This is a genomic window from Nonomuraea sp. NPDC049607, assembly GCF_040675375.1.
In the GTDB taxonomy this organism is placed as follows: domain Bacteria; phylum Actinomycetota; class Actinomycetes; order Streptosporangiales; family Streptosporangiaceae; genus Nonomuraea.
This window is the reverse complement of the sequence record NZ_JBFAOV010000011.1, coordinates 251,079-274,126: the sequence shown is the minus strand read 5'-3', so window position 1 is coordinate 274,126 and position 23,048 is coordinate 251,079. Positions and strand designations below refer to the sequence as shown.

The 23,048-nt window shown below is 72.9% G+C and carries 23 protein-coding genes; 12 read left to right on the top strand and 11 right to left on the bottom strand.

What is annotated here, in order from left to right; genetic code table 11:
• Together AB0J97_RS23630 and AB0J97_RS23625 are read right to left on the bottom strand one after the other, a co-directional pair.
• Positions 1–2,605, bottom strand: a 2,605-nt coding sequence (locus AB0J97_RS23630; protein ID WP_364091950.1) for a BTAD domain-containing putative transcriptional regulator, incomplete at its 3' end; no start/stop codon positions are given.
• 116 nt (positions 2,606–2,721) lie between these two features.
• Positions 2,722–3,534, bottom strand: a complete 813-nt coding sequence (locus AB0J97_RS23625; RefSeq protein ID WP_364091948.1) for an SDR family NAD(P)-dependent oxidoreductase — start codon at positions 3,532–3,534, stop codon at positions 2,722–2,724.
• A gap of 121 nt (positions 3,535–3,655) precedes the next feature.
• Between AB0J97_RS23625 and AB0J97_RS23620 the strand changes: the two genes are divergently transcribed.
• On the top strand, positions 3,656–4,249 hold the full coding sequence (locus tag AB0J97_RS23620) for a TetR/AcrR family transcriptional regulator (RefSeq protein WP_364091972.1): 594 nt from the start codon (positions 3,656–3,658) through the stop codon (positions 4,247–4,249).
• Between the two features lie 3 nt (positions 4,250–4,252).
• On the opposite strand, the gene AB0J97_RS23615 is transcribed toward AB0J97_RS23620, so the two are convergent.
• Complete coding sequence (locus tag AB0J97_RS23615) at positions 4,253–5,146, bottom strand: alpha/beta hydrolase (protein WP_364091946.1); 894 nt, start codon at positions 5,144–5,146, stop codon at positions 4,253–4,255.
• Positions 5,147–5,200: 54 nt separating this feature from the next.
• Here AB0J97_RS23615 and AB0J97_RS23610 point away from each other — a divergent pair, with 54 nt between their 5' ends.
• Both AB0J97_RS23610 and AB0J97_RS23605 read left to right on the top strand, forming a co-directional pair.
• Complete coding sequence (locus AB0J97_RS23610; RefSeq protein WP_364091944.1) at positions 5,201–5,737, top strand: helix-turn-helix domain-containing protein; 537 nt, start codon at positions 5,201–5,203, stop codon at positions 5,735–5,737.
• Positions 5,738–5,849: 112 nt separating this feature from the next.
• Positions 5,850–6,137, top strand: a complete 288-nt coding sequence (locus AB0J97_RS23605; RefSeq protein ID WP_357699609.1) for a DUF1905 domain-containing protein — start codon at positions 5,850–5,852, stop codon at positions 6,135–6,137.
• A 15-nt stretch (positions 6,138–6,152) separates the two neighbouring features.
• Here the strand turns inward: AB0J97_RS23605 and AB0J97_RS23600 are convergent, their stop codons facing one another.
• From AB0J97_RS23600 to AB0J97_RS23570, 7 genes are read right to left on the bottom strand one after another with little or no spacing between them, the layout of a single operon-like run.
• Positions 6,153–7,196, bottom strand: coding sequence for a BadF/BadG/BcrA/BcrD ATPase family protein (locus AB0J97_RS23600; RefSeq protein WP_364091942.1), 1,044 nt, complete (start codon positions 7,194–7,196; stop codon positions 6,153–6,155).
• Complete coding sequence (locus AB0J97_RS23595; RefSeq protein WP_364091940.1) at positions 7,196–8,221, bottom strand: hypothetical protein; 1,026 nt, start codon at positions 8,219–8,221, stop codon at positions 7,196–7,198. The genes AB0J97_RS23600 and AB0J97_RS23595 overlap by 1 nt, the downstream gene beginning before the upstream one ends.
• Positions 8,218–8,964: an SIS domain-containing protein gene (locus tag AB0J97_RS23590; protein WP_357699603.1), complete on the bottom strand. Its 747-nt coding sequence runs from the start codon at positions 8,962–8,964 to the stop codon at positions 8,218–8,220. The genes AB0J97_RS23595 and AB0J97_RS23590 overlap by 4 nt, the downstream gene beginning before the upstream one ends.
• An 11-nt stretch (positions 8,965–8,975) precedes the next feature.
• Positions 8,976–9,779: a carbohydrate ABC transporter permease gene (locus tag AB0J97_RS23585; RefSeq protein WP_364091938.1), complete on the bottom strand. Its 804-nt coding sequence runs from the start codon at positions 9,777–9,779 to the stop codon at positions 8,976–8,978.
• Between the two features lie 34 nt (positions 9,780–9,813).
• On the bottom strand, positions 9,814–10,698 hold the full coding sequence (locus AB0J97_RS23580; RefSeq protein ID WP_357699599.1) for a sugar ABC transporter permease: 885 nt from the start codon (positions 10,696–10,698) through the stop codon (positions 9,814–9,816).
• On the bottom strand, positions 10,689–11,924 hold the full coding sequence (locus AB0J97_RS23575; protein ID WP_357699597.1) for an extracellular solute-binding protein: 1,236 nt from the start codon (positions 11,922–11,924) through the stop codon (positions 10,689–10,691). The genes AB0J97_RS23580 and AB0J97_RS23575 overlap by 10 nt, the downstream gene beginning before the upstream one ends.
• Before the next feature lie 9 nt (positions 11,925–11,933).
• On the bottom strand, positions 11,934–12,797 hold the full coding sequence (locus tag AB0J97_RS23570; protein ID WP_364091935.1) for a MurR/RpiR family transcriptional regulator: 864 nt from the start codon (positions 12,795–12,797) through the stop codon (positions 11,934–11,936).
• A 112-nt stretch (positions 12,798–12,909) separates the two neighbouring features.
• Here AB0J97_RS23570 and AB0J97_RS23565 point away from each other — a divergent pair, with 112 nt between their 5' ends.
• The 5 genes from AB0J97_RS23565 (at position 12,910) to AB0J97_RS23545 (ending at position 18,059) form a co-directional block, all read left to right on the top strand.
• Positions 12,910–14,550, top strand: coding sequence for a bifunctional metallophosphatase/5'-nucleotidase (locus AB0J97_RS23565; RefSeq protein WP_364091933.1), 1,641 nt, complete (start codon positions 12,910–12,912; stop codon positions 14,548–14,550).
• 206 nt (positions 14,551–14,756) lie between these two features.
• Entirely contained in the window at positions 14,757–14,921 is a 165-nt protein-coding gene (locus tag AB0J97_RS23560) for a hypothetical protein (RefSeq protein WP_364091931.1), read from the top strand.
• Between the two features lie 323 nt (positions 14,922–15,244).
• On the top strand, positions 15,245–16,321 hold the full coding sequence (locus AB0J97_RS23555; RefSeq protein ID WP_364091929.1) for a hypothetical protein: 1,077 nt from the start codon (positions 15,245–15,247) through the stop codon (positions 16,319–16,321).
• A complete protein-coding gene (locus tag AB0J97_RS23550) occupies positions 16,318–17,457 on the top strand; it encodes a histidine kinase (protein WP_364091927.1) in 1,140 nt (379 codons plus the stop codon). Before AB0J97_RS23555 ends, AB0J97_RS23550 begins: the two co-directional genes overlap by 4 nt.
• Positions 17,454–18,059, top strand: coding sequence for a response regulator transcription factor (locus AB0J97_RS23545; RefSeq protein WP_364091925.1), 606 nt, complete (start codon positions 17,454–17,456; stop codon positions 18,057–18,059). Before AB0J97_RS23550 ends, AB0J97_RS23545 begins: the two co-directional genes overlap by 4 nt.
• Positions 18,060–18,082: 23 nt before the next feature.
• On the opposite strand, the gene AB0J97_RS23540 is transcribed toward AB0J97_RS23545, so the two are convergent.
• Complete coding sequence (locus tag AB0J97_RS23540) at positions 18,083–19,186, bottom strand: FAD-dependent monooxygenase (protein ID WP_364091923.1); 1,104 nt, start codon at positions 19,184–19,186, stop codon at positions 18,083–18,085.
• Between the two features lie 99 nt (positions 19,187–19,285).
• Between AB0J97_RS23540 and AB0J97_RS23535 the strand changes: the two genes are divergently transcribed.
• The 4 genes from AB0J97_RS23535 (at position 19,286) to AB0J97_RS23520 (ending at position 23,012) form a co-directional block, all read left to right on the top strand.
• Positions 19,286–19,882: a helix-turn-helix domain-containing protein gene (locus AB0J97_RS23535; protein ID WP_364091921.1), complete on the top strand. Its 597-nt coding sequence runs from the start codon at positions 19,286–19,288 to the stop codon at positions 19,880–19,882.
• 66 nt (positions 19,883–19,948) lie between these two features.
• Positions 19,949–20,539 carry a TetR/AcrR family transcriptional regulator gene (locus tag AB0J97_RS23530; protein WP_357699579.1) on the top strand — a complete coding sequence of 197 codons (591 nt, stop codon included), beginning with the start codon at positions 19,949–19,951 and terminating at the stop codon, positions 20,537–20,539.
• Positions 20,536–21,291 carry an ABC transporter ATP-binding protein gene (locus AB0J97_RS23525; RefSeq protein ID WP_364091919.1) on the top strand — a complete coding sequence of 252 codons (756 nt, stop codon included), beginning with the start codon at positions 20,536–20,538 and terminating at the stop codon, positions 21,289–21,291. Before AB0J97_RS23530 ends, AB0J97_RS23525 begins: the two co-directional genes overlap by 4 nt.
• Entirely contained in the window at positions 21,276–23,012 is a 1,737-nt protein-coding gene (locus tag AB0J97_RS23520; protein WP_364091917.1) for a hypothetical protein, read from the top strand. The genes AB0J97_RS23525 and AB0J97_RS23520 overlap by 16 nt, the downstream gene beginning before the upstream one ends.
• Positions 23,013–23,048: the final 36 nt, after the last annotated feature.

Genomic DNA, 23,048 nt, shown 5'->3' with positions numbered 1-23,048 from the left:
CCCGCTCGTCGCCGAGCAGCCAGTGGAGCTGGGCCTGCCGCGCCCGCACGCCCACGACGTCCTCGGTCGCGCCCACCTCGGTCAGCGCCACGGCGCCCTCTGCGTAGCACTCGCAGGCGCGGGCGAAGTCCCCGCGCATGGCGAGCCGGTCGGCCAGGAACGTCAGCGCGAGGGAGGTGCCCATGCGGTCGCCCAGCGCGCGGAACTCGGCGAGCGCGGTCTCGGTGTCGGCGTCTACGTCGGTCTCGTCGGCGCCGAGCGTGAGCCGGAACCGCCCGCGGGCGAGCCTGGCCTGCGCCCGCACCCACGGATCGGCGTCGGCGATCAGCGGCTCGAACGCGGGCAGGAACGCCGCCGGGCCCTGCAGCGTACGCTCCAGCACCGCGGCGAACCCGAGCAGCGGCTGACGCGACCCGCTGCTCAAGGTCAGCCGGTGGGCCTCCTGGATCCACTCCCGCGCCTGGAACTGGTCGCCGCCGACACCTGAGGTCAGGAACATGGTCACCATGAGGGACGCCATCGCCCGCACCTCGTCGGGCACCTCGCCCTCCAGCGAGGCCGCGGCGACGCTCAGCTCGGCGCCCTCGGCCCGGTGGCCGCCGAGGAACCAGTAGTAGCCGGCGGCTCCGACCAGGCGCATCGCCTCGTGCGCCCACCCCTCGGCGATCGCCCCGCGCAGGGCCGTGATGATGTTGTCGTGCTCGGCGTCGAGCACGAGCAGCCACTCCAGCTGCTCGGCCCGGCGCAGGTGCGGGTCGGCGGTCGCGGCCAGCTCGGTGAAGTAGGCCAGGTGCGCCCGCCGGGCCCGTTCGGTCTCCCCCGCCTCGGCGAGCCGGTGGGCGGCGTACTCCCTGATGGTGTTGAGCAGCCGGTAGCGCGGGGCGCCCTCGTCGTCGGTGATCAGCAGCGACTTCTCGGTCAGCGCGGTGAGCACGTCGAAGACCTGCTCACCGGCGAAGGACTCGTCGCCGCAGACGCGTTCGGCCGCCTCCAGGTTCGCCCCGCCGGAGAACACCGACATCCGGCGCAGCACGCCGCGCTCGGCCTCGCTCAGCAGGTCCCAGCTCCAGTCGACGACCGCGCGCAGCGTCTTGTGCCGGGCGAGCGCCGTACGGCTGCCGCTGGTCAGCAGGCGGAAGCGGTCGTCGAGGCGGCGGGCGAGCTGGTCGACGGACATCGTGCGCAGCCGGGCCGCGGCCAGTTCGATGGCCAGCGGGTTGCCGTCGAGCGCCCGGCAGATGCGCGCCATGGCCGCCAGGGTGGGAGCGTCGGAGCCGATGTCCTTGCGCACCAGGTCAGCGCGGTCGCGCAGCAGCCGCACCGCGGGCGAGGCCCCGGTCTCGGCGGGCGCGGCCCCCTCGGTGGGCAGCGGGAGCGGCTCGACCTGCCACAACACCTCGCCGGTGATGCCGAGCGGCTCGCGGCTCGTGGCCAGGACGCGCAGGCCGCGGCACTCGCCCAGGAGCCGGTCGGCGAAGGCGGCGGCGGCCTCGACGACGTGCTCGCAGTTGTCCAGGATCAGCAGGATCGCGCGGTCGCGGATCGCGGCGATGAGCCGGTCCATCGGGTCGCCGCCCCGCGCGCCGCCGAGCAACCCCTGGTCACGCAGGCCGATCGTGGTGAGGGCGGCCTGCGCCAGCTCGCCGCCGGCCCGGACGGGGGCCAGCTCGACCAGCCAGGCGCCGTCGGGCAGCTCGGCGAGCATCGTACGGGCGGTCTCGGTGGCCAGCCGGGTCTTGCCGGAGCCGCCCGCCCCCGTCAGGGTGACCAGCCGGTATCTGGCGGCCAGACCGGCGACCGCGGCGACGTCGTCGTGCCGGCCGACGAAGCTCGTCAGCTCGGCGCGCAGGTTGGTCCTGCGGTTGTCGGCCCGCTCCCCGAGCTCGCCGCGGAGCAGCGCGGTGTGCAGCGCCGACAGCTCGGCCGACGGGTCGGCGCCCAGCTCCTCGGCCAGCCGCTCGCGGGTGCGCTGGTAGACGGTCAGCGCCTCGTTGCCGCGGCCCGCCTCGGCCAGCGCCCGCATCAGCGCCGCCACGAACCCCTCACGCAGCGGGTACGCGGCCACCAGCCCCGTCAGCTCGGAGACCAGCTCCGCGCCCCGGCCGAGCCGGAGGTCGGCCTCGACCCGGTCGCCGATCGCGTCGACGTGGAGGTCGTCGAGCCGCGTGACCACGGCGTCGAAGGTGTCGCTGTCCTGCATCACGATGTCGGACATGGGGGCGCCACGCCACAGCTCAAGGGCCGAGCGCAGCAGGTCGGCCCGGTCGGCGGGCTCGGCGGAGCGGGCCTGGACGATCAGCTGCTCGAACCGGCACACGTCGACCGCCTCGCGCGGCACGGCCAGCCGGTAGCCGCCGGAGTCGGCCTCGATCACGCCCTCGGGCAGCAACCTGCGCAACCTGGACACCAGCGCCTGAAGGGCGTTGACCTCGTCGGCGGGCGGCCGCGCCCCCCAGATCCAGTCGACCAGCCGCGCACGCGTCACGATCCGGCCGGGCTCCAGGGCGAGGGCGGCGAGCAACGCGCGCAGCCGGACGCCCGGAACCTCGACCGTGGCTCCTTCAGGGTTCCGGACCTCGAACGGCCCAAGCAATCCGACTCGCACACCCGCAATTGTGCCGGAACCACGACAAGCCCCGGCCCACTTCCGCCCCGCCCCGGCCTCCCGGTCGCCATCACCGCAGGTCAGAGGCGTGTCGCGGACCGCTTCCCAGAGGCGGGTCAGCCGTCGGCCTTGCGGCTGAGGTGCTCCCAGGCGCGGTACTCCGCGCCGCGGGCCTCGTCCATCTGCTGGACGAGGTCGTAGGAGCGGCTGCCGACGATCAGCCGGCGCGGCGGCTCGGGCAGGTCCACCAGCTCCATGACGACGGGCGCGGCGTTGGCCGCCGGCGGGCCGGCGTCCTCGCCCCACATGGCGGCCAGCTCGGCCCGCAGCCCGTCGTAGACCGGGTCGGGCTCGGTGGCCGTGGTGCCCAGCGTGAACAGGCCGGTGTCGTAGCCGCCCATCTGCAGGTTGGTGACCTTGACGCCGAACGGCTCGGCCTCCATGGCCAGCGCCTGCGTGATCGAGTCGAGCGCCGACTTGCCCCCCGCGTACAGGCCGACCGCGGCGACGCCACCGCCGGCGGCCATCGACGTCACCTGGAGGATGTGCCCGGACCTCTGGGCGCGCAGGTACGGCAGCACCGCCTGGGTGACCCAGATCGCCCCGAACAGGTTGACGTCGAAGTGGGCCCTGATCTGCTCCTCCGTGGCCTCCTCCAGCATGCCGAACAGCAGGCCGCCGGCGTTGTTGACCACGATGTCGAGCCGGCCGTACGCGGCCGCCGCCTTCTCCACGCCCGCCCGCACCGCCGCGCGGTCGGAGACGTCGAGCGGCAGGCGTACCAGAGCGCCCGGGTACCGGGTCTCCAGCTCGGCCAGCGGCCCGACGTCGCGGGCGGCGGCCACGACCCGGTCGCCCCTGTCCAGGGCGGCCTCCGTGAACGCCCGGCCCAGCCCCCGGGACGCGCCCGTGATGAACCAAACGCGCATGCGCTCTCGCCTCCTCATTCGTTCAAGACGAGACGGTTCGTCTCGCCGTAGGTCCGTCAGTGTGCCATCAAGGGCCACCGTCTTGTCAAGACGAACCGTATCGTCTCGTTGAGGGTGTATGATGACCGGCGTGAAGAAGCCCGATCCCGCGCGCCGCAGCGAGCGCTCCCGGCAGGCGATCCTCCAGGCCGCCAGGGAGCTGGTGTCCGAGGTGGGATACGCCAAGGTCTCCGTCGAGGCGATCGCCGCGCGGGCCGGCGTCGGCAAGCAGACGATCTACCGGTGGTGGCGTTCCAAGGGGGCCGTGGTCTTCGACTCCTTCCTCGCGCTGAGCGAGGGCGACCAGGGTGTGGTGCTGCCCGACACGGGCGACATCGAGGCCGACCTGAAGGCCGTCATGCGGGCCACCGTGGCGGAGTTCGCCGACCCAGGCTTCGAGGCGCCGATCAGGGCGCTCAACCTGGAGATCGTGGGCGACCCCGAGCTGGCCGCCCAATACCGGGAGAAACTGGCCGGCCCGGTCGACGAGGCCAAGAAGGCCCGCCTGCGCAGTGCCCAGCGGGCGGGCCAGATCGCCGCCGACGCCGACCTCGACCTGGCGCTCGAACTGCTCTACGCCCCCCTCTACCAGCGCTGGCTGCTGCGCTCCGGCCCGCTCACCCCGCAGTACGCCGACGCGCTGGTCGACCTGGCGCTCAAGGCGCTGCGGCCCTGAGCCTCACAGGGCCCGCAGCAGGTCGGCCAGGGCTTGGAGCACGGCGTCCCGCCGTTCCTCGTGCAGCCAGCCGTGCCCGGCGTCGTCCAGCACGCGGTGCTCGCCGCGCGGGAAGGAGGCCGCCACTTCGGCGTGCAGGGCGAGTTTGCCGGCGTTGATCTCGCGCAGCACGTCCTCGGGCCAGAGCTGGGACTGGGTGGCGTCCGCCCCCATGGCCGACAGTACGATCACCGGCACGTCGGGGTCCGGCGGCGCGGTCCTGAAGTCCTCGGAGACCTGGTCGTAGAGGTTGCGGCCCTCCAGCCAGCCGGTACGCCAGGCGGAGATGTGATGGTCGACCAGGGCCTCGCGCACGCCGTCCGGCCAGGCGGCCAGCAGCCGGGTGACGGCCGGTCGCGCGGCGTCGAGCTGCTCCGGCGTCGGCTCCGGGAGCGCCTGGTCCTTCATCTGGTCGAGCATCTCGCGCGCCTGTCGCGGCGCGCGGGCGGCCATGTCCTCGTGGAAGGGGTCGAGCAGCAGCAGCGCCGCGACGTCGCCGGGGAAGCGGCGGGCGTGGTGGCGCGCGTAGGCGCCGCCCATGGAGTGACCGGCCAGCACGTACGGGCCGGGCACGCCCGCCGCCGTCAGCGTCTCGCGCAGCTCGTCGGTGACCTCGGCCGCGGTGCGGGGCAGCTCGACCGGCTCGCTCCAGCCGGTGCCCGCCCGGTCGTAGAGCACGCTGGTCGTCAGCTCGGCGACGCGGTCGTGCACGTTGAGGTAGTCCAGGCCGACGGCTCCGGCTCCGGGCAGGAACACCACGGGTGGCCCGCCGGCGCCCGAGCGGTGCACCATGATCCGGCGGCCGGCGACGTCGTACAGGCGGCCCAGTGGCGGGGTGTCCAGGGCGTGGTTGGTCATGGTCTCTTCCTTTCTCAGGTTTGAGAAAGGTAGCAGGTGTGAGATCGTACGTCCATGGACACGGTGGACCTGCTTCTGCACCCCGTACGGCTGCGCATCGTGCACGCCATGTCGGGCGGCCGCACGCTGACCACCTCCGACCTGTGCGACCTGCTGCCCGACGTGTCCAAGGCCACCGTCTACCGGCACGTAGGCCTGCTGGCCGAGAGCGGGCTGCTCGACGTGGAGGGCGAGCAGCGCGTACGCGGGGCCGTCGAGCGCCGGTATCGGCTGCGCCCGGCGCGGGCGGCCGTCGACGCCGAGACCGCCGCCGCGGCCTCCCCGGACGACCACCGCCGCGCCTTCGCCGTGGCCATGGCGACGCTGCTGGCCGAGTTCAACGCCTACCTCGACCGCGACCAGGCCGATCCGGCCGCCGACCTGGTCGGCTACCGCCAGCACGCGATCTGGCTCAGCCCCGACGAGCGCGCGGCCCTGATCGCCGACCTGCGCGCGGCGCTCGTGCCCAGGATCGGCAACCCGCCCGCGCCCGAGCGCACCCGCCACCTGGTCAGCCCGATCCTGTTCCCGGCCGAGGAGCCGCCCGGCTGAGACGGGCCCGACCAAGGGTCCGGCCGTGGAGCCGCCCGGCCGAGGCCGGTCCGGCCGGAGGCCCGGCCGCGCGGGGCTGCGGGGGCCGGAGGGGCGCTTCTATCCTGGGCCGATGCAGATGGAATTCAGCGGCGAGGTGTGGTTCTGGAGAGGGCCCGCGCCCTGGCACTTCGTCACCGTCCCCGACGAGGAATGCCAGGACCTGGCGATGACGGCCGGCTCGGTGAGCTACGGCTGGGGCATGATCCCTGTCACCGCCCAGATCCGCGCGACGCGGTGGCGCACGTCGCTGTTCCCCAAGGACGGCCGCTACCTCGTGCCGGTCAAGGCGGGCGTGCGCACGGCCGAAGGGCTCGCCGTGGGGGACGTGGTGAGCGTCCGCCTGACCGTCGAGCCCTGAGAGCGTCCTGTCAGGTCATCGTCCGCCGGAGGCGATGAAACGTTCGTGGACGGCCCGCTCGCCCAGCCGGTCGAGGGCGGCCAGCCAGCACGCCCCGGCCGTGCCGTCGCGGGCGGTCGTCACCTGCCGCCCGGCCAGCCGGGCCAGGACGGCGGCGCGGACCGGGCCGTCCGTGGTCAGGACGCCGCCCGCCAGCACCAGCGGCCCGTCGCCGGGCAGCCGGGCAGCCGTGGCGGTCAGCCGCCGGGCGGCCTCGGCGACGATGCCGGCCGCGTCCTCGTCCCCGGCGGAGGCCGCCCGCGACACCAGCGGCGCGGCGGCGGCCACGAGCATCCGGTCGGCCTGCGCCAGCCGGACGATGCGGTCGGCCCGCCGCCGCGGCTCACCCGCCACGCCGAAGTGCGCGCTCACCAGCTCCACCAGCGGCCCGAACACCGGGCTCGGGCCCAGCCCGCGACCCAGCCCGCGGTCCTGCGGGCTGTCACGGAGCCTGGCCCGGACGCTGTCACGGACGCTGTCGCGGGTGCAGTCACGGACGCTGTCGCGGGCGCGTTCCTGAGAGCGGTCCAGGGTGTGGACGGCCGCGCGCACCCCCGCCCGGCCGATCCAGAAGCCGCCGCCCTCGTCGCCGAGCAGCCAGCCGAGCCCGTCGGCCACCGCCGTCACCGCCCGGCCGGAGAAGCGGGCCGCCGCGGCCCCCGTCCCGGCCAGCAGCAGCGTGCCGGACGGCGCTGCGGTCCCGGCCGCGTAGGCGACCTCGACGTCGCCCACCATGCGCGGCGGCGTGGCGAGGCCGCACTCGGCCCAGGTCCGGGCCAGCGTCGCGGCGAAGGCGTCGTCCCCGCCCGCGACGCCGGCCACCGAGGCGGCCACCGACCGCGGGTCCAGGCCGTCGAGCGCGCGCCGCAGGGCCTGGCCGACCGCCACGCAGGCCGCCGTGGGCCCGTGCGCGGCGGGGTTGCCGGGGCCGGCGGTGCCATGCCCCAGCCTGGTGCCGTCCGCCGCGTGGACGGCGGCGCGGGTCGTGGTGCCGCCCGCGTCCACGCCGGCGAAGAGCATCACCGGACCAGCCGCGCCGCGCCGGGCGCGAGCGTCAAGGTGGCGCCGCACGCCTGGTAGAAGCCGCTCGCCGGGTCGAACGCCTGCGTGATCCCGTCGAGCGTGACCTCCGTCGACCCGTCGAAGCGGGCGTTGCAGACGAACCGCCGCCCCTCGCCGTAGTGGCCCACCAGGACGTCGCCGGCGTGCTCGACCGACGTCCACCCGGTCAGCTCGGCCGCCACCGGGCGCAACCAGCGGGTGTTGAGGTCGCGCACGATGCCGTAACGCTCGGTCGGCACGCCGTCCCCGCCGATGAGCCCCGGCCGGAAGCCCTCGCCGCGCGCCGGGTCGGGCGTCCAGTAGGTGAAGTACTGGATGCCGGTGTACCCGTAGGCCAGGGCGGTGTTGACCTGCCAGGCCAGCTCGGCGGCCGACGGCTCGCGGTGGCCGTCGTAGGCCAGCGTCTGCACGTGCATCCAGGCGGGCAGCCCGGCCCTGCGGGCGTGCTCCCGTACGGTGGCCAGGTCGGCGAGGTAGCCCTCGTCGAACCCGTCGGCCAGGAACGGGTAACGGTCGAAGGAGAGCACGTCCGGGCGGACCAGCCGGGCGAAGTCCCCCACGTACGCGTCGTAGGGGCCGGTGGCGTGCCCCGGCAGCAGGTTGACGTAGGCGAACGCGCCGGCCGCCCGCACGGCGGCGACCCCGGCCGCCACCCGCGGGAACTGCTCGGCCACCGGCTCGTCCATGAGCCCGACGCCGCGGAAGGAGCGGAACGGGCGGTACTCCTCGACGACCCGGGCGATCAGCGGCGCCGGGTCGACGTCCAGGTCGCGCATGAGGACGTCCACGCGCGGGTCCGAGGCGACCAGCACGCCCAGCCCGGCCTCCTCGGCAAGGGCCAGGGCGTGCCGCAGGATGACCCGGTCGCCGAGGTAGTTGCCGGTGATGACCAGATCGAACCCGGCCTCGGCGATCTCCCGGTAGCGGGCGGCCGTCGTCTCGTGCGGCGGGGGCGGCCAGAAGGCGGCGATCGTCAGGCTCACAGCGCGCCCGTCCTGATCCGGCCGGCGTAGCGGGCCACGAGGGCGTCGTTGTGCGCGTCCGAGCCGGGGATGTTGGCCGACAGGTAGACCGGCGGGACCAGGCCGTCCGCCTGGAGCTCGCCGATCGCCTCGGCCACCATGAGCTGCACGATCAGCGCCGAGGTGATCGAGGAGATGCCGCAGACCGGGCCGTGCTCGGTCGGCAGGACGGCGTCGCCGTACGGGGCCAGGTTGTCGATCACGATGTCGGCCAGCTCGAACAGCCGCTCCCCCGACGGATGGCGCGAGGTGATCGCGGTCGAATGGGCCAGCGAGGTGATCGCGATCAGCGGCAGCCCGCGCTCCTTGACCAGCCGGGCCATCTCCACGGTCGAGCCGTTGCCGCCGGAGTTGGACGCGATCACGAACGCGTCGGCGTCCTCCACCGTGTGCAGGGCCAGGACCTGGCGCGCGGTCAGCGGGTCGCGCTCGGCCAGCGGGTCGAACTCGCCGGGATCGGCCGAGCCCAGCACCACCGGGTCGCGCAGGGTGAGCCGGTTGGTCGGGATCAGCCCGCCCGCGCGTCCGGCCACCTCCAGCGCCACTGCCTCCGAGTGCCCGGTGCCGTAGGCGTGCAGGACGCCCCCGGCGCGCACGGTCGCGGCGATCAGCGTGCCCGCGCGCCTGATGGCGGGCAACTGCTCGGCCGTCAGGCGGTCCAATCGGGAGCGTGCCTCGTCGGCGAAGGCCATCACAAGATCCATCAAAACTGTCCTCAACGGTTCATGCCGGCGGTCAGCCCGGCGACGATCTGGCGCGTGGCCAGGATGAAGAGCACGACCAGGGGGATCGTCGTCATCACCAGGCCGGCGAAGAGCGTGCCCCAGTCGTTCTGGAACTGGCCGAAGAAGTGGGTGAGGCCGACCGGCAGGGTCAGCTTGCTCTCGTCCCGCATCAGGACCAGGGGGTAGAAGAAGTCATTCCAGATCGGCACGAACTGGAAGACCACCACGGTCGCCAGCGCGGGCCGTACCAGCGGCAGCATCACGTGCCAGAAGGTGGCGAACGGCCCCGCGCCGTCCAGGGCGGCGGCCTCGTCCAGCTCGTGCGGGAGCTGGCGGAAGAACGCGGTCAGCACGAAGACGTTGAACGGCACCGACCCGGCCGCGTAGACCAGCACCAGTCCGGCCAGCGAGTCCACCAGGCCCATGCTCTCCAGCAGGTAGAACAGCGGGAGCACGCCCAGGTGGGCGGGCAGCGTCATGCCGGAGACGAAGTAGGCGGCGAACAGCCCGCGCCCCCGGAACTCCCGGCGCCCCAGTGGGTAGGCCGCCAGCAACGAGACCACGGCCCCCAGCAGCACCGAGCAGACCACGACGATCGCCGAGTTCACCACGTACGTGGAGAAGGAGGCGTCCGTCCACGCCTTGGCGTAGTTGCCGAGCCCGCTGGGCCAGCCGAGCGGCTGGTCGAAGATCTCGCTGGTCGGCCGGAGCGAGCTGAGCAGCATGACGAGCAGCGGCGACATGGAGAAGACGGCGTAGCCCCACAGCAGGACCCGGATCGCCAGAGCCCTCATGATGTCCTCCTCGGGACCCGTCCGGGCGGGGTCCTCATCGATTCCTCCTCAGGACCCGTTCGAGCAGGAGCGTCGAGCCGAAGATGAAGGTGAACATGAAGACCGCCAGTGCCGAGGAGGTCCCCAGCGCGTTGACGTCGCCCGAGGCGAAGGCGGTCCGGTAGAACAGCAGGCCGAGCACGTCGGTCGCGCCCGCCGGGGCGCCGTTGGAGCCGCCGAGGGCGTAGACCAGGGCGAAGGTGCCCATGCTGCCGATGAAGCTCAGGATGGTGACGGTGGCCATGGCGGGCCTGAGCAGCGGCAGCGTGACGCGCCAGAACACCTGCCAAGAGCCGGCGCCGTCGGTTCTGGCGGCCTCGGCGTACTCCTGCGGGATGCCGCCGAGCGCGGCGCTGAACAGCAGCATCGGGAAGCCCACCCACTGCCAGGTGGTGATCAGGATGACGGTCGGCAGCGCGGTGCCGGGGTCGCCCAGCCACGGCATCGCCAGGCCCATCGGCTTGAGCAGCGCGTTGACCGGGCCGAAGGCGGGGCTGAGCAGCAGGGTCCACAGGTAGCCGATGACCAGCGGGTTGACCAGGTACGGCAGCGCGAACATGGTCTGCAGGGCCCGCTTGCCGCGCCGTACGCGGAACAGCGCCAGCGCGAAGGCCAGGCCCAGCGTGTTCTGCACCACCATGCTGCCGGCGAAGAGCAGGACGTTGTGCCCCAGAGCCGGCAGGAGCTGGTCCAGGAAGGCGCCTGACAGCAGGTTCGCGTAGTTGCCCAGCCCGACCGGCTGGTCGCGCAGTGTGCCCTTCCAGGAGAAAAAGCTGTAGGTCAGCCCGGTGAACAGCGGATAGACCACGAAGGCCGAGTAGAGGAGGAAGGCGGGGATCAGGAAGACGTACGACGATCCCCGCCGCGTGGCTAGAGCCATGTGGACACGCTCTTGTCGAGTTGCTCGGCGGCCTCCTTGGCGCTGATGCGGCCCAGCAGCATCTCCTGCAGCGCCTTGGAGAACACGGTGGCCGAGGTCGGGTTGCCGTAGGCGAACTCGTTCATGAAGTAGGTGCCGCCGTGCTGGGCGAAGGTGGTGGAGACCTCGCCGAGCAGGGGGTCCTTGGGGGTGACGCCGGGCACGGCGGAGAAGATGCGCAGGGTGTCGGTGAAGAGCTGCCCGTAGTCCTTGGAGGCCAGCCAGGCGGCGAACTTCAGTGCCTCGGCCTTGTGCCTGGTCTTGACGTTGATGCCGTACGAGCCGTCGGTGAAGCCGGGCATGACGCCCTCGCCGTCGGGCACGGGTGGCGTGAAGACGCCCAGGTCGACGCCCTTGGCGTTCTCGCCGAAGAAGTTCAGCTCCCACAGGCCGCCGGGGAACATGGCGGCCTTGCCGGAGGAGAACAGGATCTGCGCGTCGGTGTAGGAGACGCCGGCCATGTCGTCGGGGAAGTACGGCTTGAGCTTGTTGAGCTGGTCGATGCCCTCGACGAAGCGCGGGTCGGCGAACTTCTTGCGCTTGGCCTTGACGTCGGCGAGGAACGTGTCGCCACCCCAGTGGGCGGTGCCGAAGATGGCGGCCACGACCGGCAGCATCCAGTCGTCCTTGCCGCCGAAGGCGAACGGCACGATGCCCTTGGCCTTGAGCTTGTCGGCGGCCGAGATCATCTCGGCGTACGTCTTCGGCGGGGTGAGGCCGTTGTCCGCGAAGATCTTCTTGTTGTAGATCACCTGGAGGGTCTGGACGGCGAACGGCACGCCGTACACCTTGCCGTCCTTGTCGCCCTTGGCGTAGCGCAGGACCTTCTCGTCGTAGGCGGCCAGGCCGGGCACGTCCTTGGTGTCGAGCGGCAGCAGCCGGCCGGCCTCGACCAGCGGTTGCAGGTTGGCGCCCGCGCGCAGCCAGGCCAGGTCGGGGCCGCTGTCGCCGGCCAGGCCGGTGGACAGGATGGTGTCGTACTCGGTGGCCGTGGTGAAGGAGCGGGCGTCGACGTCGATGCCGGGGTTCAGCTTCTCGTACTCGGCGAACATCTTGTCGTAGTTGGCCTCGGGGCCCCAGCCCCAGACCGAGAGGGTGATCTTGCCGGGGTCGGCACTCGTCGTGGCCGAAGGGGCACAGGCGGTGACCGCCATCGCCAAGGCGACAGCGGCGGCGGCAAGGCGCATGGGTGGCTCCTAGCGTGGGGGCAGGCGGTGCTTGCTGACCGCGTGGGTGGCGGCGGTGAGCAACTGGTTGCTGGTCTCGTGGGTGCGCTGGACGACGCCGATGTAGAGGCAGTCCAGGACGAGCATCTGGGTGTGGCGGGCGGCCACCCCACCGGCCCGGAAGGGGGTGTCCTGCGCGGCGGTGGTCAGCACGATGTCGGCCGCCTCGGCCAGCGGGCTGCGGGGGAAGTTGGTGAGCGCGATGGTGGTGGCGCCGCGTTCCCTGGCGATGGCCAGCGGTTCGACGACTTCGGCCGTGGTGCCCGAGTGCGAGATGCCGAGCGCCACGTCCTCGCGGTCGCGGGCGTTGGCGCTGCAGACGGCGCTGTGCACGTCGGTCCACAGCGCGCCGGGCCGGCCGATGGCGTGCAGTCGCAGGTGCAGGTCCATGGCCACGCCCGCGCTGCCGGCGACCGCGAAGAAGTCGATGAACCGGGCTCGCACCAGGGCGTCCACCGCCCGGTCCACGGCCGCCAGGTCGAGCTGGGCCGCCGTCTCCTCCATCGCGCGCATGTCGCTGGACAGGAGGCTGCGCAGCACCAGGCTCGCCGGGTCGTCCGGGGAGAAGGCGATCAGGCCCTGCTCGCGCGGGGTGGCGTCGTTGCGGCCCAGTTCGGCGGCGAGGGCCAGCCTGAGCTCGGGGTAGCCGGCCAGGCCGAGCTGCCGGCAGAAGCGGGTGACGGTGGTGAGCGAGGTTCCGCACCGCTCCGCCAGCTCACCGATGGTCGAGGCGGCCACGGTGGCGGGCTCGGCGAGGATCGTCTCGGCGATGCGCCGGTGGGTGGCCGTGAGGGTGGGCTCGATCCCTCGGATTCTGGCCAGGATCGGTGACATGGGAGGAACCCTCCCGCTTCCCGCAAGTTATGTCAATAGTTCACATTCGACATCCAATGTTAGAAAATTTCCCTCTTGTGTGACTCGTTGGGACTATGTCACTTTCATGGCCATGCGCAACCTCCTCCTGGCGCTGGTGCTCGGGAGCACCAGCCTGCTGCCCGCCCGCGCCGACGCCGTGGACATCCAGTTACTGGCCTTCAACGACTTCCACTCCGGCTTCCCGACCAGCTTCGCCATGACGCCGTCCGGGCCGGTCGAGGCGGGCGGGGCCGAGTACCTGGCCGCCCACATGGACCGCCTCCAGCGCGACAACCCCAACGGCACGCTGCGGCTCTCGGCCGGCGACAACTACTCCTCCAGCACCATGAACGCCACCGCCCTGCACGACGAACCGGGCATGCAGGCCCTCAACCTGATGCGCCTGGACGCCTCCGCCGTCGGCAACCACGAGTTCGACGAGGGCATCGACGAGTTCCGCCGGATGGAGAACGGCGGCTGCCACCCGATCGACGGGTGCGCGCTGCCGAACTTCAAAGGCGCCGAGTTCCCCTACCTGGGCGCCAACATCGTCGACACCACCACCGGCAAGCCCGCACTGACGCCGTACATCGTCAAGGAGGTCAAGGGCGTCAAGGTCGGCATCATCGGCGTCGACTTCAAGAACGCGCTGAACGAGGCCCCCGGCCCCACCAAGCCGCTGGAGGGCCGCGACGAGGCCGAGGCGGTCAACACCTACACGGCCGAGCTCAAGGCCAAGGGCGTGCGGACGATCGTGGTCCTGATCCACCAGGGCGGCGGGCAGACCGGCGGCGGCCTGCCCAACGAGTGCAACAACCTGGCCGGGCCGATCAAGGACATCGTGCAGAAGTTCGACCCCGAGGTCGACGCCGTGATCTCCGGGCACACGCACAACCCGTACAACTGCCTGGTCAACGGCATTCCGGTGACGCAGACGTCCGCCCACACGCGCGAGCTCACCAAGATCGTTCTCACCGTCGACCGGGCCACCGGCAACCCGACCTCCAGCAAGGCCGAGAACGTCACCGTCACCCACGACGTCAAGCCCGACGCCCGGATCGCCGCCCTGCGCCGCAAGACCGACGAGCAGGCGCAGAAGCTGCTGGACCGGCCGGTCGGCCTGCTCGCCCGCGACCTCACCGCCCAGCGCAACGCCGCCGGCGAGTCCACCGTCGGCCACGCCCTGGCCGACGCCCGCCTGTTCGCCACCTCCGCGGCCGAGAACGGCGGCGCCCAGATCGCCGTCCAGCCGCCCTACGGCGGCGGCATCGGCGGCGACCTGATCGTCAACCCCACCGGCAACGAGATGTCGAACCTGGTGACGCACGGCAAGGCCCTGCGCGTGCAGCCGTTCGGCAACATGCTCGTCACCATGACGCTCACCGGCGCCCAGCTCGAACGGCTGCTGGAGCAGCAGTGGTGCGGTCAGGGCACCGCCCGCGTGCTCGGCGTCTCACAGGGCCTCACCTACACCTACGACAACGCCAGGCCCGCCTGCGACAAGATCGACCCGGCCACCGTCAAGCTCAACGGGACCGTCGTCGACCCGGCCGCGAAGTACCGCCTGACCGCCAACTCCTTCATCGCCTCCGGCGGCGACGGTTTCTCGGTGCTGACCGAGGGCACCGAGCGGGTGGAGAAGGTGCGCGACATCGAGGCGTTCGAGTCCTACATCCGGGCCAAGAGCCCGCTGCCCGCTCCCGCCCTGAACCGGGTCACCCGCGTGAACTAGCCGCCTCGGCCCGCCCGGCACAGCTTGTCACACAGGCGGGCGATGCCGTCGGGGTCCTCGGCGAACAGCAGGGCGACCTCCGTCATCGGCGGCTGCCGGCCAGGTCGTCGTACGAACATATGCGTTTGGGTGGAAGGGATGTAACGGGTCGGAACGCCCATGGTCTGAGGCGCCGACGACGGCGCCCCGGACCATGAGGAGGTCACATGCAGCTCTCCATCCCGAGGAGGCTCGGCAGACGATCACGTTCCGTCCTGGTGGCGGCCGTGGCGGCCGTGGCGGTCGCCGCGCTCGTCGTCGCCGCGGGCTGCGCCTTCGGCCTGGCCCTGACCGGCGGCGACCACGGCCTGGCCATCCGCAGGACGGGCTGAACCGGCGGAATTCACGGGCCAGGCGATGACATTTGCATCTGTTCGCCGCCGGCCTCCGGGTGAAGGCTGATGCCTTCGACACCCCCCGGAGGAAGGCGGCGGCCTCGCCCGGCGAGCCGGCCGACCTTCACGAGCCGATCGGAGCCCGACCATGGCCAGACCCGTCGTGTCCGCGACCACGCGCGTCGACGGCTGAGCCGGGACGGGCTCCCCTCATGGCCCTCCCGCTCACCTCGGTGAGGCCCCGGCTGTCCGGCCGCGCCGCCGTCCGGCCCGGCCGCCTACGCTGGTCAGCCGGGGAACGTCGACGGGCGGTGGGCGAAGTGGCGGGATTCTGGCGGTCCGACCGGGTCGTCCGGCTTGCGCCGGTCGCCGCGGTCGTGTGCAGCTCCCTGCTGCCGCTGCTGCAGGTGACGTTGTCGTTCGGCTACGAGGGCAACGGCAGCCGCACCGGGCTGTGGAGCCTGGCCGCGACCGCCGCCTACCTCCCCCTGCACCTGCGCCACGTCTGGTACGCCGCCCACGCGCGCCGTCCGCCGGCCGGCCTGTGGACGTTCGCGGCCATGGCCGTCATCGTGCTCGGCGTGACGCCGCTTGCCGGGAACATGTGGCCGCGGGCGTACGCGGGGCTCGCGGTGTCGGCGGTGCTGGTGCTGCCGGGGCCGTGGTCGTACCTGTTCTTCGTGGGCCTGGTGGCGGTGGCCGCGCCGGTGGCGTCGCTGCTGGACCTGCCGTGGCGGGCGGCGGCGTGGCCGGCGTTCTCGGTGTTGTGCGGCGGCGGGGCGCTGCTGCTGCTCGTCTGGCTCGCCGCGGCGCTGACCCGGCTCCAGGCGGCGAGGGAGGAGCTGGCCCAGCAGGCGGTCGCGCAGGAGCGGCGGCGCATCGACGACGACCTGCGCCGTACGCTCGGCGGCGCGCTGGAGTCGATCGCCGCCCGCGGCGAACGCGCGGCGGCGGCCCTGGCCCCCGACCCCCTGAGACCACCGCCCGACTCCCCCACCCCGCCGCGTGAGACGGGCTCGGCTCCTGACACCGGGCCGGCTCGTGACGCAGGGCTGGCCGAGGAGTTGGGGCGGCTCGCCGACGACTCGAGGCGCACGCTGGCCGAGGCCAGGCGGCGGGTGCGCGGCTACCGGCAGCCGTCGCTGCGCGCCGAGCTGGAGACGGCCGCCACGCTGCTGTCGGCCGCGGGCGTGCCGACCCGCCTTGAGCTGCCCGGACAGGGCGTTCCCGAGACGATCCCGCCGCGCCCACGCGCCGCCCTGCGCGCCACGGTGACCCGCCTCCTGCGCGCCGACGGCGTGCGCGCCTGCACGATCGCCGCCACCGTCGAGGGCGGCCGGGTGCTGCTGGAGGTCCGCGCCGACGACGTGACCGAGACGATCGAGGTGCCGGCATGACCCCGCAGATCCCGCCGTCCTGGGTGCTGCGGCATCCGCACCGGCCGTTCATCGCGCTGCACCTCCCGCTGGCAGCCCAGGTCCCGGTCTACATCGGCATGGGGCTGGAGGGTCCGCCCGGCGACCCCGTGCTGGCGGGCGTGGGCGTCCTGGCGGCCCTGGCGCTCCAGCTCCGGCACAGCCTGGCGGCCTCCCGCGGCGCGCGCCCGGCGGGCTGGCCCTGGACACTGGCGGCGCTCCTGCTGCTGGCGAACCTGCCCCTGTGGTGGCTGGCCACGCAGTGGGAGGCCGTGGCCGTCTTCGCCCTGGCCTCGATCGTCATGCTGCTGCGCGGCCCGGCGCGGGCGGTGGCCGCCGTCGCGCAGGTCCTGCACCCCGCGGCGCTGGAGGTGACGCAGATGGTGCGGGACGGCTCCACCACCGTGCCGCACGCCCTCCTCCTGGCCGTCTACCCCGTGCTCGCCCTCACCGTGTTCGGCGGGGCGCTGGTCGCCGGCGCCCGCCTGGTCCTGCTGCTGGACGAGCTGGAGGCCACCCGGGCCGAGCTGGCCGCTGCGGCAGTCGGCGAGGAACGCGTCCGGGTCTCGCGCGACCTGCACGACCTGCTCGGCCAGAGCCTGTCGGCGATCTCCCTCAAGGGCGACCTGGCGCTGCGGCTGCTCGTCAAGGACGCCGGCGCGGCCCGTGCCGAGATCGAGAGCCTGACGGGCGTGGCCCGCGACGCCCTCAGGGACGTACGCGCGATCACCCGCGACGAGCTGGCCGTGTCGCTGCGCACCGAGATCGACGGCGCGGCGGCCCTGCTCGGCGCGGCCGGCGTCGACACCCGGCTGGACGTGGCCGCGCTGCCGCCCCTGTCCGGCCCCGCCCACGACGCGCTGGCCTGGGCCATCCGCGAGGGCACCACCAACCTGCTGCGCCACAGCGAGGCCGGCACCTGCGCCATCACCGTGGCCCGCGACGGCGGCGCGGTACGGTTGGAGATCGTCAACGACGGAGTGCGCGGCGTCGCGGGCCCGGGTTCGGGGCTCGCCGGGGTCGCCGAACGCGCCCGCGCGGCGTCCGGCTCGTCGTCCACCGCCGTCCACGACGGCCGTTTCCGGTTGTCGGTCGAGGTTCCCGAGGAAGGCCCGTGATCCGCGTACTGATCGCCGAGGACATGCACATGATCCGATCGGCCCTGGTCGCCCTGCTCTCGCTGGAGGACGACATGGAGGTCGTCGCCGAGATCGAGCGCGGCGACGAGGTGCTGGCCGCCGCCCTCCGGGTGCGCCCGGACGTCGCGGTGCTCGACATCGACATGCCGGGACTGGACGGCCTGTCGGCCGCCGAGCAGCTGTCGGAGCGGCTGCCGGGCTGCCGCACGCTCGTGCTCACCGGCCTCAGCCAGCCGGGCAACCTCCTGCGCGCGCTGAAGGTGCACGTGAGGGGGTTCATCGTCAAGGACGCCCCCGCCCAGACCCTGACCGACGGCATCCGGCGCATCGCCCGCGGCGAACGGGTGATCGACCCCGAGCTGGTCGCCGCCGCGCTGGAGACCGGCAGCAGCCCGCTCACCGCCCGGGAGACCGAGGTGCTGCGCGCCGCCGCGTCCGGCATCCGCACCGCGCAGATCGCCACCCAGCTCTCGTTGTCGCAGGCCACCGTGCGCAACTACCTGTCGAACGCGATCAGCAAGGTCGGCGGGCGCAACCGCATCGACGCCATCCGCATCTCCCGCGACGCCGGCTGGCTCTGAGCCGCCAGGGGTGCCTGCGGGGTTCAGACCGCGTAATCCTTGAGCGGGACCGCGTCGTCGGTCTCGTCCGGCATGGGCTCCTCCGACGAGCCGAAGAACCAGCGGGCCGCGGCCCGGCCGTGCCGCTGGTTGCGCTCGACGTACTCGCGCATCCGGTTCTCGTAGGCGGCCAGGCCGGTGACGTGGTCGGGGGCCTCGGCCAGCTCGCCGGCCAGCACGTACGCGCCGATCAGGGCCTGCGAGGTGCCGCGGCCGGAGGTCGGCGCCGCGCAGTAGGCCGCGTCGCCCAGCAGCGTGACCCGGCCGTTCGTCCAGGTGTCCATCACGACCTGGCCCGAGGAGTCGAAGAAGAACTCCTCCGCCTCCCGCATGGCCGCCAGCAGCCGGGGCACCTCCCAGCCCGCTCCGGCGTAGTGCTCGGCCACGAGCCGTTCCTGCTGGGCGCGGTCGCGCCGGTCGTAGGCGAGGCCCTCGGCGGTGAACGACAGGCCGACGCGCAGCTCGCTGTTGCCGTGGGCGGTGAAGGCGAGGGCGCTGCGGCCGGGAGTGTTGTGCATCAGGCCCGCGTCCCGCAGGCCCAGGATGTTGCCGGTGGTGAAGAGCGCGCCGTAGATGCCGAGGTTGCGCACGTAGCGCGACTCGGGGCCGAAGGCGAGCGCGCGCACCTTGGAGTGCAGCCCGTCGGCGCCGACGACCAGGTCGAACGTGCGCGGCGCGGCCTTCTCGAACCGCACCCGGACCTCCGTCGCGTCCTGGTCGAGCGCGGTGATCGTGTCGTCGAACAGGTACTCGGCGAGGTCCCGGGTGGCCTCGTACAGCACGCTCGTGACGTCGGACTTGAGCACCTCCAGTTCGCCGGAGATCGCGGCGGCGGGCAGCACGGCGAGCGCGTCGCCGGCCTCGTCGACCATCGTCATGGCGGTCATCGTGGTCGCGTGCCGGCGCATCTCGGCCAGCAGGCCCATGCGCTCCAGCACGTCCAGCGCCGAGCCGCGGAAGTCGATGGCCGCGCCGCCGCCGCGGGGGGCCGGGGCGCGCTCGACGAGGGTGACCTCGTGGCCGTGACGGTGCAGCCAGTAGGCCAGCGCGGGGCCGGCGACGCTGCCGCCGGAGATCAGGATACGCATTGGAATGTCCTCTTTCGTCGGTGAACGCTCCACACCGTACGCAGATTTGGGCGAACGCGCAAGACGACTGTCTAAGGCGCCCGTGCTAGGCTGCCGGCCATGGGAAATCGGGAAGACCTGCTGGCCGGGGCGCGGCGTTGCCTGGAGGAGAAGGGCTGGGGGCGCACGACCGTCCGCGACATCGCCACGGCGTCCGGCGTGAGCATGGCGGCCATCGGCTACCACTTCGGGTCCCGCGAGGCGCTGCTCAACGCGGCCCTGGTCGCGGCCATGGACGAGTGGGGCCACCAGGTCGGCGCCGCACTGTCGGCCCTGGACGGCGCGGGTGACGCCGACGAGCCGTCCGCCGAGCGCTTCGAGACGATGTGGGCGCAACTGATCGGCTCGATCAACGAGCACCGCACGCTGTGGCTGGCCAACCTGGAGGCGCTGGTCCAGGCGGAGTACTCGCCGGAGCTGCGCGAGCAGCTCGTGGCCGGTCAGCGCGAGGGGCGGCGCGGCATGGCCGCGCAGCTCACCGGCCGGCCGGAGGAGGAGCTCGCCGAGGGCGAGGTGCGCGCCGTCGGCTCGGTGCAGCTCGCGCTGCTGCTGGGCGTGATGGCCCAGTGGCTCAACGACCCGCGGGCCGCCCCCTCGGCCGCCGACGTGCTCGAAGGGCTGCGTGCCATCACCACCCGGTTCGGACTGGCCGGGTAGGGCTGCCGTACGGCGTTCCGGGGTTGGACTTTGCCAAGCATTGAATGACCGTTTAATGTTTTGAACATGCCATCAGGAGGACGGACCTTCGTCGAGGAGAACCGGCGGGCGCAGATCATCGACTGCGCCGTCGAGGCTCTGGCGACGCTGGGCTACCAGCAGGCGTCGATGGCGAAGATCGCCAAGCTCGCCGGCATCACGCCGGGCCTGATCGCGTACTACTTCGGCAGCAAGGACGAGCTGATCGAGGCGGTCGTCGCGCACGCCGCCAAGCTCGCGACCGACCTGATGCTGCCGCGCATCCTGGCGCAGACCTCCGCCACCGACGCACTGCGCGTGTACTTCGAGACGAACCTCGAATTCATGCGCCTGCACCGCAAACCCCTGCTGGCGCTCGTGGAGATCGTCGTCCACGACCGTGACGGGCCCTACGCGGGCCAGCAGGGCAGCGCCATCGCCGACATCGAGAAGCTGCTGGCCTGGGGTCAGCAGACCGGCGAGTTCCGGCGGTTCGAGCTGCGGCCGATGGCGATCGCGATCCGCGGCGCCATCGACGCCGTACCGAGCTACCTGCTGAAGGACCCCGACTACGACGTCAGCGCCCTCGCCGCCGAACTGGCCACCATCTTCACCCTCGCCACCAGGAGAACACCATGACACCGGCGCTGGATATCAGTGGGCTGACCAAGAGATTCGGTGACAAGGTCGCCGTCGACGCGATCGACCTCACCGTCCCCCAGGGTTCCTTCTTCGGACTCGTCGGCCAGAACGGCGCCGGCAAGACCACCACCCTGTCCATGGCCGTCGGCCTGCTGCGTCCCGACGCGGGCGGCGCCCGGATCTTCGGCGAGGACGTCTGGTCGGCTCCGGAGCAGGCCAAGGCCCTGGTCGGCGTGCTGCCCGACGGCATGGCCATGCCCGAACGGCTGACCGGGCGCGAAGTGCTCACCTACCTCGGCCTGCTGCGCGGCCTGCCCAAGGACGAGGTGGCCCGGCGCGCCGACGAGCTGCTGACCGTCCTGGAGCTGGACGGCGCCGAGACGACACTGGTCATCGAGTACTCCACGGGCATGCGCAAGAAGATCGGCCTGGCCACCGCGCTGCTGCACGCCCCCCGGCTGCTCGTGCTGGACGAGCCGTTCGAGGCGGTCGACCCGGTCTCGGCCGCCACGATCAAGCGCATCCTGCGCGGGTTCGTCGCGGGCGGCGGCTCGATCGTGCTGTCCAGCCACGTCATGGCGCTGGTGGAGCAGCTCTGCGACCGGGTCGCGGTGATCGACAAGGGCACGGTGGCGGCGTCCGGCCCCCTGGACGAGGTCCGCGGCGGCCGCTCGCTGGAGGACACCTTCGTCGCCCTCGTCGGCAACGACGACAACGGCGTGAAGGAGCTGTCGTGGCTGTCGCGCTGACCACTCTCACCATGGCCCGGATGAAGGTCGCCATCCTGCGGCACGCCTTCCGGGGCACCCGGGCCCAGACCGCGAGCACGGGCGCCACCCTGGGCTCGCTGCTCGCGGCCGGGACGATCTACCTGGCCTTCACCGACCCCGACCTGCTGGCCGCCGCCTACGCCATCTGGTTGCTGGGCTGGATACTCGGCCCGGTCTTCATGGGCGGCGGCGACGAGACGTTGCGGCCCGAGTACTTCACCATGCTCGGCCTGCCGCCGCGCCGCCTGGCGACCGGGCTGCTGGTGGCGGCCTTCGTCGGCGTCGCGCCGCTGGTCAGCCTGGTCGCGCTGGCCGGCCTGCCGGTCGCGGGCGCGCTGATCGGGCTGCCGAACGCCCTGGTGGCCGTGCCCGCGACGGTGTTGCAACTGGCCGTGTTCGTCCTGCTGTCGAAGCTTGCCGTGGCGGTGGTCGGGCAGGCGCTGCGCACCCGGTCGGGCGCGATCGCCTCGGGCATGCTCAACGGCGCGATCCTGGCGGCGCTCGGGCAGATCTGGATCTTCTTCGTCGCCTTCGGCGAGACCGGCGTGCCCTCCGTCGTCCGGTATCTGCCCTCCGGGTGGGGGCTGCTGGCCGTCCAGGGCGAGTGGTGGGCGCTGGGCGCGCTGGCGCTCCTGACTCTCCTGCTCCTGGGCGCGTGGGCCGTGCTGCTGGGCCGGCGCGCGGGGGCGCGGCAACCCTCCGGGCGGAGCCGGCGCCCGATGACGGCCGCCACCGCCAACGGCGCGATCATCGCCAAGGAGCTGCGCACCTGGTCGCGTGACCTGGTGCGCACCCACCAGCTCACGTTCGCGCTGTCGTACGCCGTCTGCTTCGCCGCCGTCCCGCTGATCGTCGGCTGGAACGGCATGCTGCCGTACGCCGGCCCGATCTTCGTCGTGATGGCCGCCGCCATGGCCGCCAACCAGTACGGCGCCGACGGCACCGCGCTGTGGCTGACCGTGATGACCCCCGGCGCGAGCGACGTGCGCGGCCGGCAGCTCGCCTGGCTCGCGGCGCAGGCGCCGGTGGGGGTCGTGCTGACCGTCGCGTTCACCTCGATCACCGGCGGTCCCTGGCCGCTGGTCCTGGCGCTGCTGGCGGCCCTGCTGGGCGGCGCGGCCGGGCTGGTGCCGCTGATCTCGGTCTACGGGCTCGTCCCCGGCACCGACCCCCACCGCCGCGCGGGCAACCCGCTGCGCACCAGCGAGGACGACAGCGGCCTGACCGGGCTGGCCTACCTGACGCTCGCCCTGGTGCTCGTCACCGGACTGCCCGCGGCGCTGGTCGCGCTGCGGTACGGGTGGGCGGGCGTGGCCGTCGGCGTCCTGACCGGGGCGCTGTGCGCCTGGGGCTTCGGCCTGCTCGCCGAACGCCGCCTGCGCGCCCAGGGCCCCGAGCTGCTGGACCTGATGCGCACCGGCCGCAGGCAGCGGGCGTCCGTGGCGTCCCGCTTCGACCAGCTGTCCACGACGCAGCGCGCGCTCGTCTGGTGGTGCTTCGGCTTCGGCGCCATCCCGCTGGTCCCGCAAGGCATCCTCGCGGCCTTCTTCGTGTCCAGTGACATGCTGCGTCACTCCTGGTTCCTGGCCACCTACATGCCGTCCGGGCTGCGCTACCCGGTCGCCGCCGGGTTCGTCCTGCTCGGCCTGGCGATGTACGGCCTGGGCCTGTGGATCATCAAGCCGCGACCGGCCACCTAGGCTTTGACACCTCCTACGGCTAACCGCTATCTATTG

Excerpts from the sequence above, each read along its gene's own strand:
- AB0J97_RS23625 (WP_364091948.1), bottom strand. The coding sequence starts at position 3,534 with ATGCGCGTTTGGTTCATCACGGGCGCGTCCCGGGGGCTGGGCCGGGCG.
- AB0J97_RS23620 (WP_364091972.1), top strand. The coding sequence starts at position 3,656 with ATGACCGGCGTGAAGAAGCCCGATCCCGCGCGCCGCAGCGAGCGCTCC.
- AB0J97_RS23615 (WP_364091946.1), bottom strand. The coding sequence starts at position 5,146 with ATGACCAACCACGCCCTGGACACCCCGCCACTGGGCCGCCTGTACGAC.
- AB0J97_RS23610 (WP_364091944.1), top strand. The coding sequence starts at position 5,201 with ATGGACACGGTGGACCTGCTTCTGCACCCCGTACGGCTGCGCATCGTG.
- AB0J97_RS23605 (WP_357699609.1), top strand. The coding sequence starts at position 5,850 with ATGCAGATGGAATTCAGCGGCGAGGTGTGGTTCTGGAGAGGGCCCGCG.
- AB0J97_RS23600 (WP_364091942.1), bottom strand. The coding sequence starts at position 7,196 with ATGCTCTTCGCCGGCGTGGACGCGGGCGGCACCACGACCCGCGCCGCC.
- AB0J97_RS23590 (WP_357699603.1), bottom strand. The coding sequence starts at position 8,964 with ATGGATCTTGTGATGGCCTTCGCCGACGAGGCACGCTCCCGATTGGAC.
- AB0J97_RS23585 (WP_364091938.1), bottom strand. The coding sequence starts at position 9,779 with ATGAGGGCTCTGGCGATCCGGGTCCTGCTGTGGGGCTACGCCGTCTTC.
- AB0J97_RS23580 (WP_357699599.1), bottom strand. The coding sequence starts at position 10,698 with ATGGCTCTAGCCACGCGGCGGGGATCGTCGTACGTCTTCCTGATCCCC.
- AB0J97_RS23575 (WP_357699597.1), bottom strand. The coding sequence starts at position 11,924 with ATGCGCCTTGCCGCCGCCGCTGTCGCCTTGGCGATGGCGGTCACCGCC.
- AB0J97_RS23570 (WP_364091935.1), bottom strand. The coding sequence starts at position 12,797 with ATGTCACCGATCCTGGCCAGAATCCGAGGGATCGAGCCCACCCTCACG.
- AB0J97_RS23565 (WP_364091933.1), top strand. The coding sequence starts at position 12,910 with ATGCGCAACCTCCTCCTGGCGCTGGTGCTCGGGAGCACCAGCCTGCTG.
- AB0J97_RS23560 (WP_364091931.1), top strand. The coding sequence starts at position 14,757 with ATGCAGCTCTCCATCCCGAGGAGGCTCGGCAGACGATCACGTTCCGTC.
- AB0J97_RS23550 (WP_364091927.1), top strand. The coding sequence starts at position 16,318 with ATGACCCCGCAGATCCCGCCGTCCTGGGTGCTGCGGCATCCGCACCGG.
- AB0J97_RS23540 (WP_364091923.1), bottom strand. The coding sequence starts at position 19,186 with ATGCGTATCCTGATCTCCGGCGGCAGCGTCGCCGGCCCCGCGCTGGCC.
- AB0J97_RS23535 (WP_364091921.1), top strand. The coding sequence starts at position 19,286 with ATGGGAAATCGGGAAGACCTGCTGGCCGGGGCGCGGCGTTGCCTGGAG.
- AB0J97_RS23530 (WP_357699579.1), top strand. The coding sequence starts at position 19,949 with ATGCCATCAGGAGGACGGACCTTCGTCGAGGAGAACCGGCGGGCGCAG.
- AB0J97_RS23525 (WP_364091919.1), top strand. The coding sequence starts at position 20,536 with ATGACACCGGCGCTGGATATCAGTGGGCTGACCAAGAGATTCGGTGAC.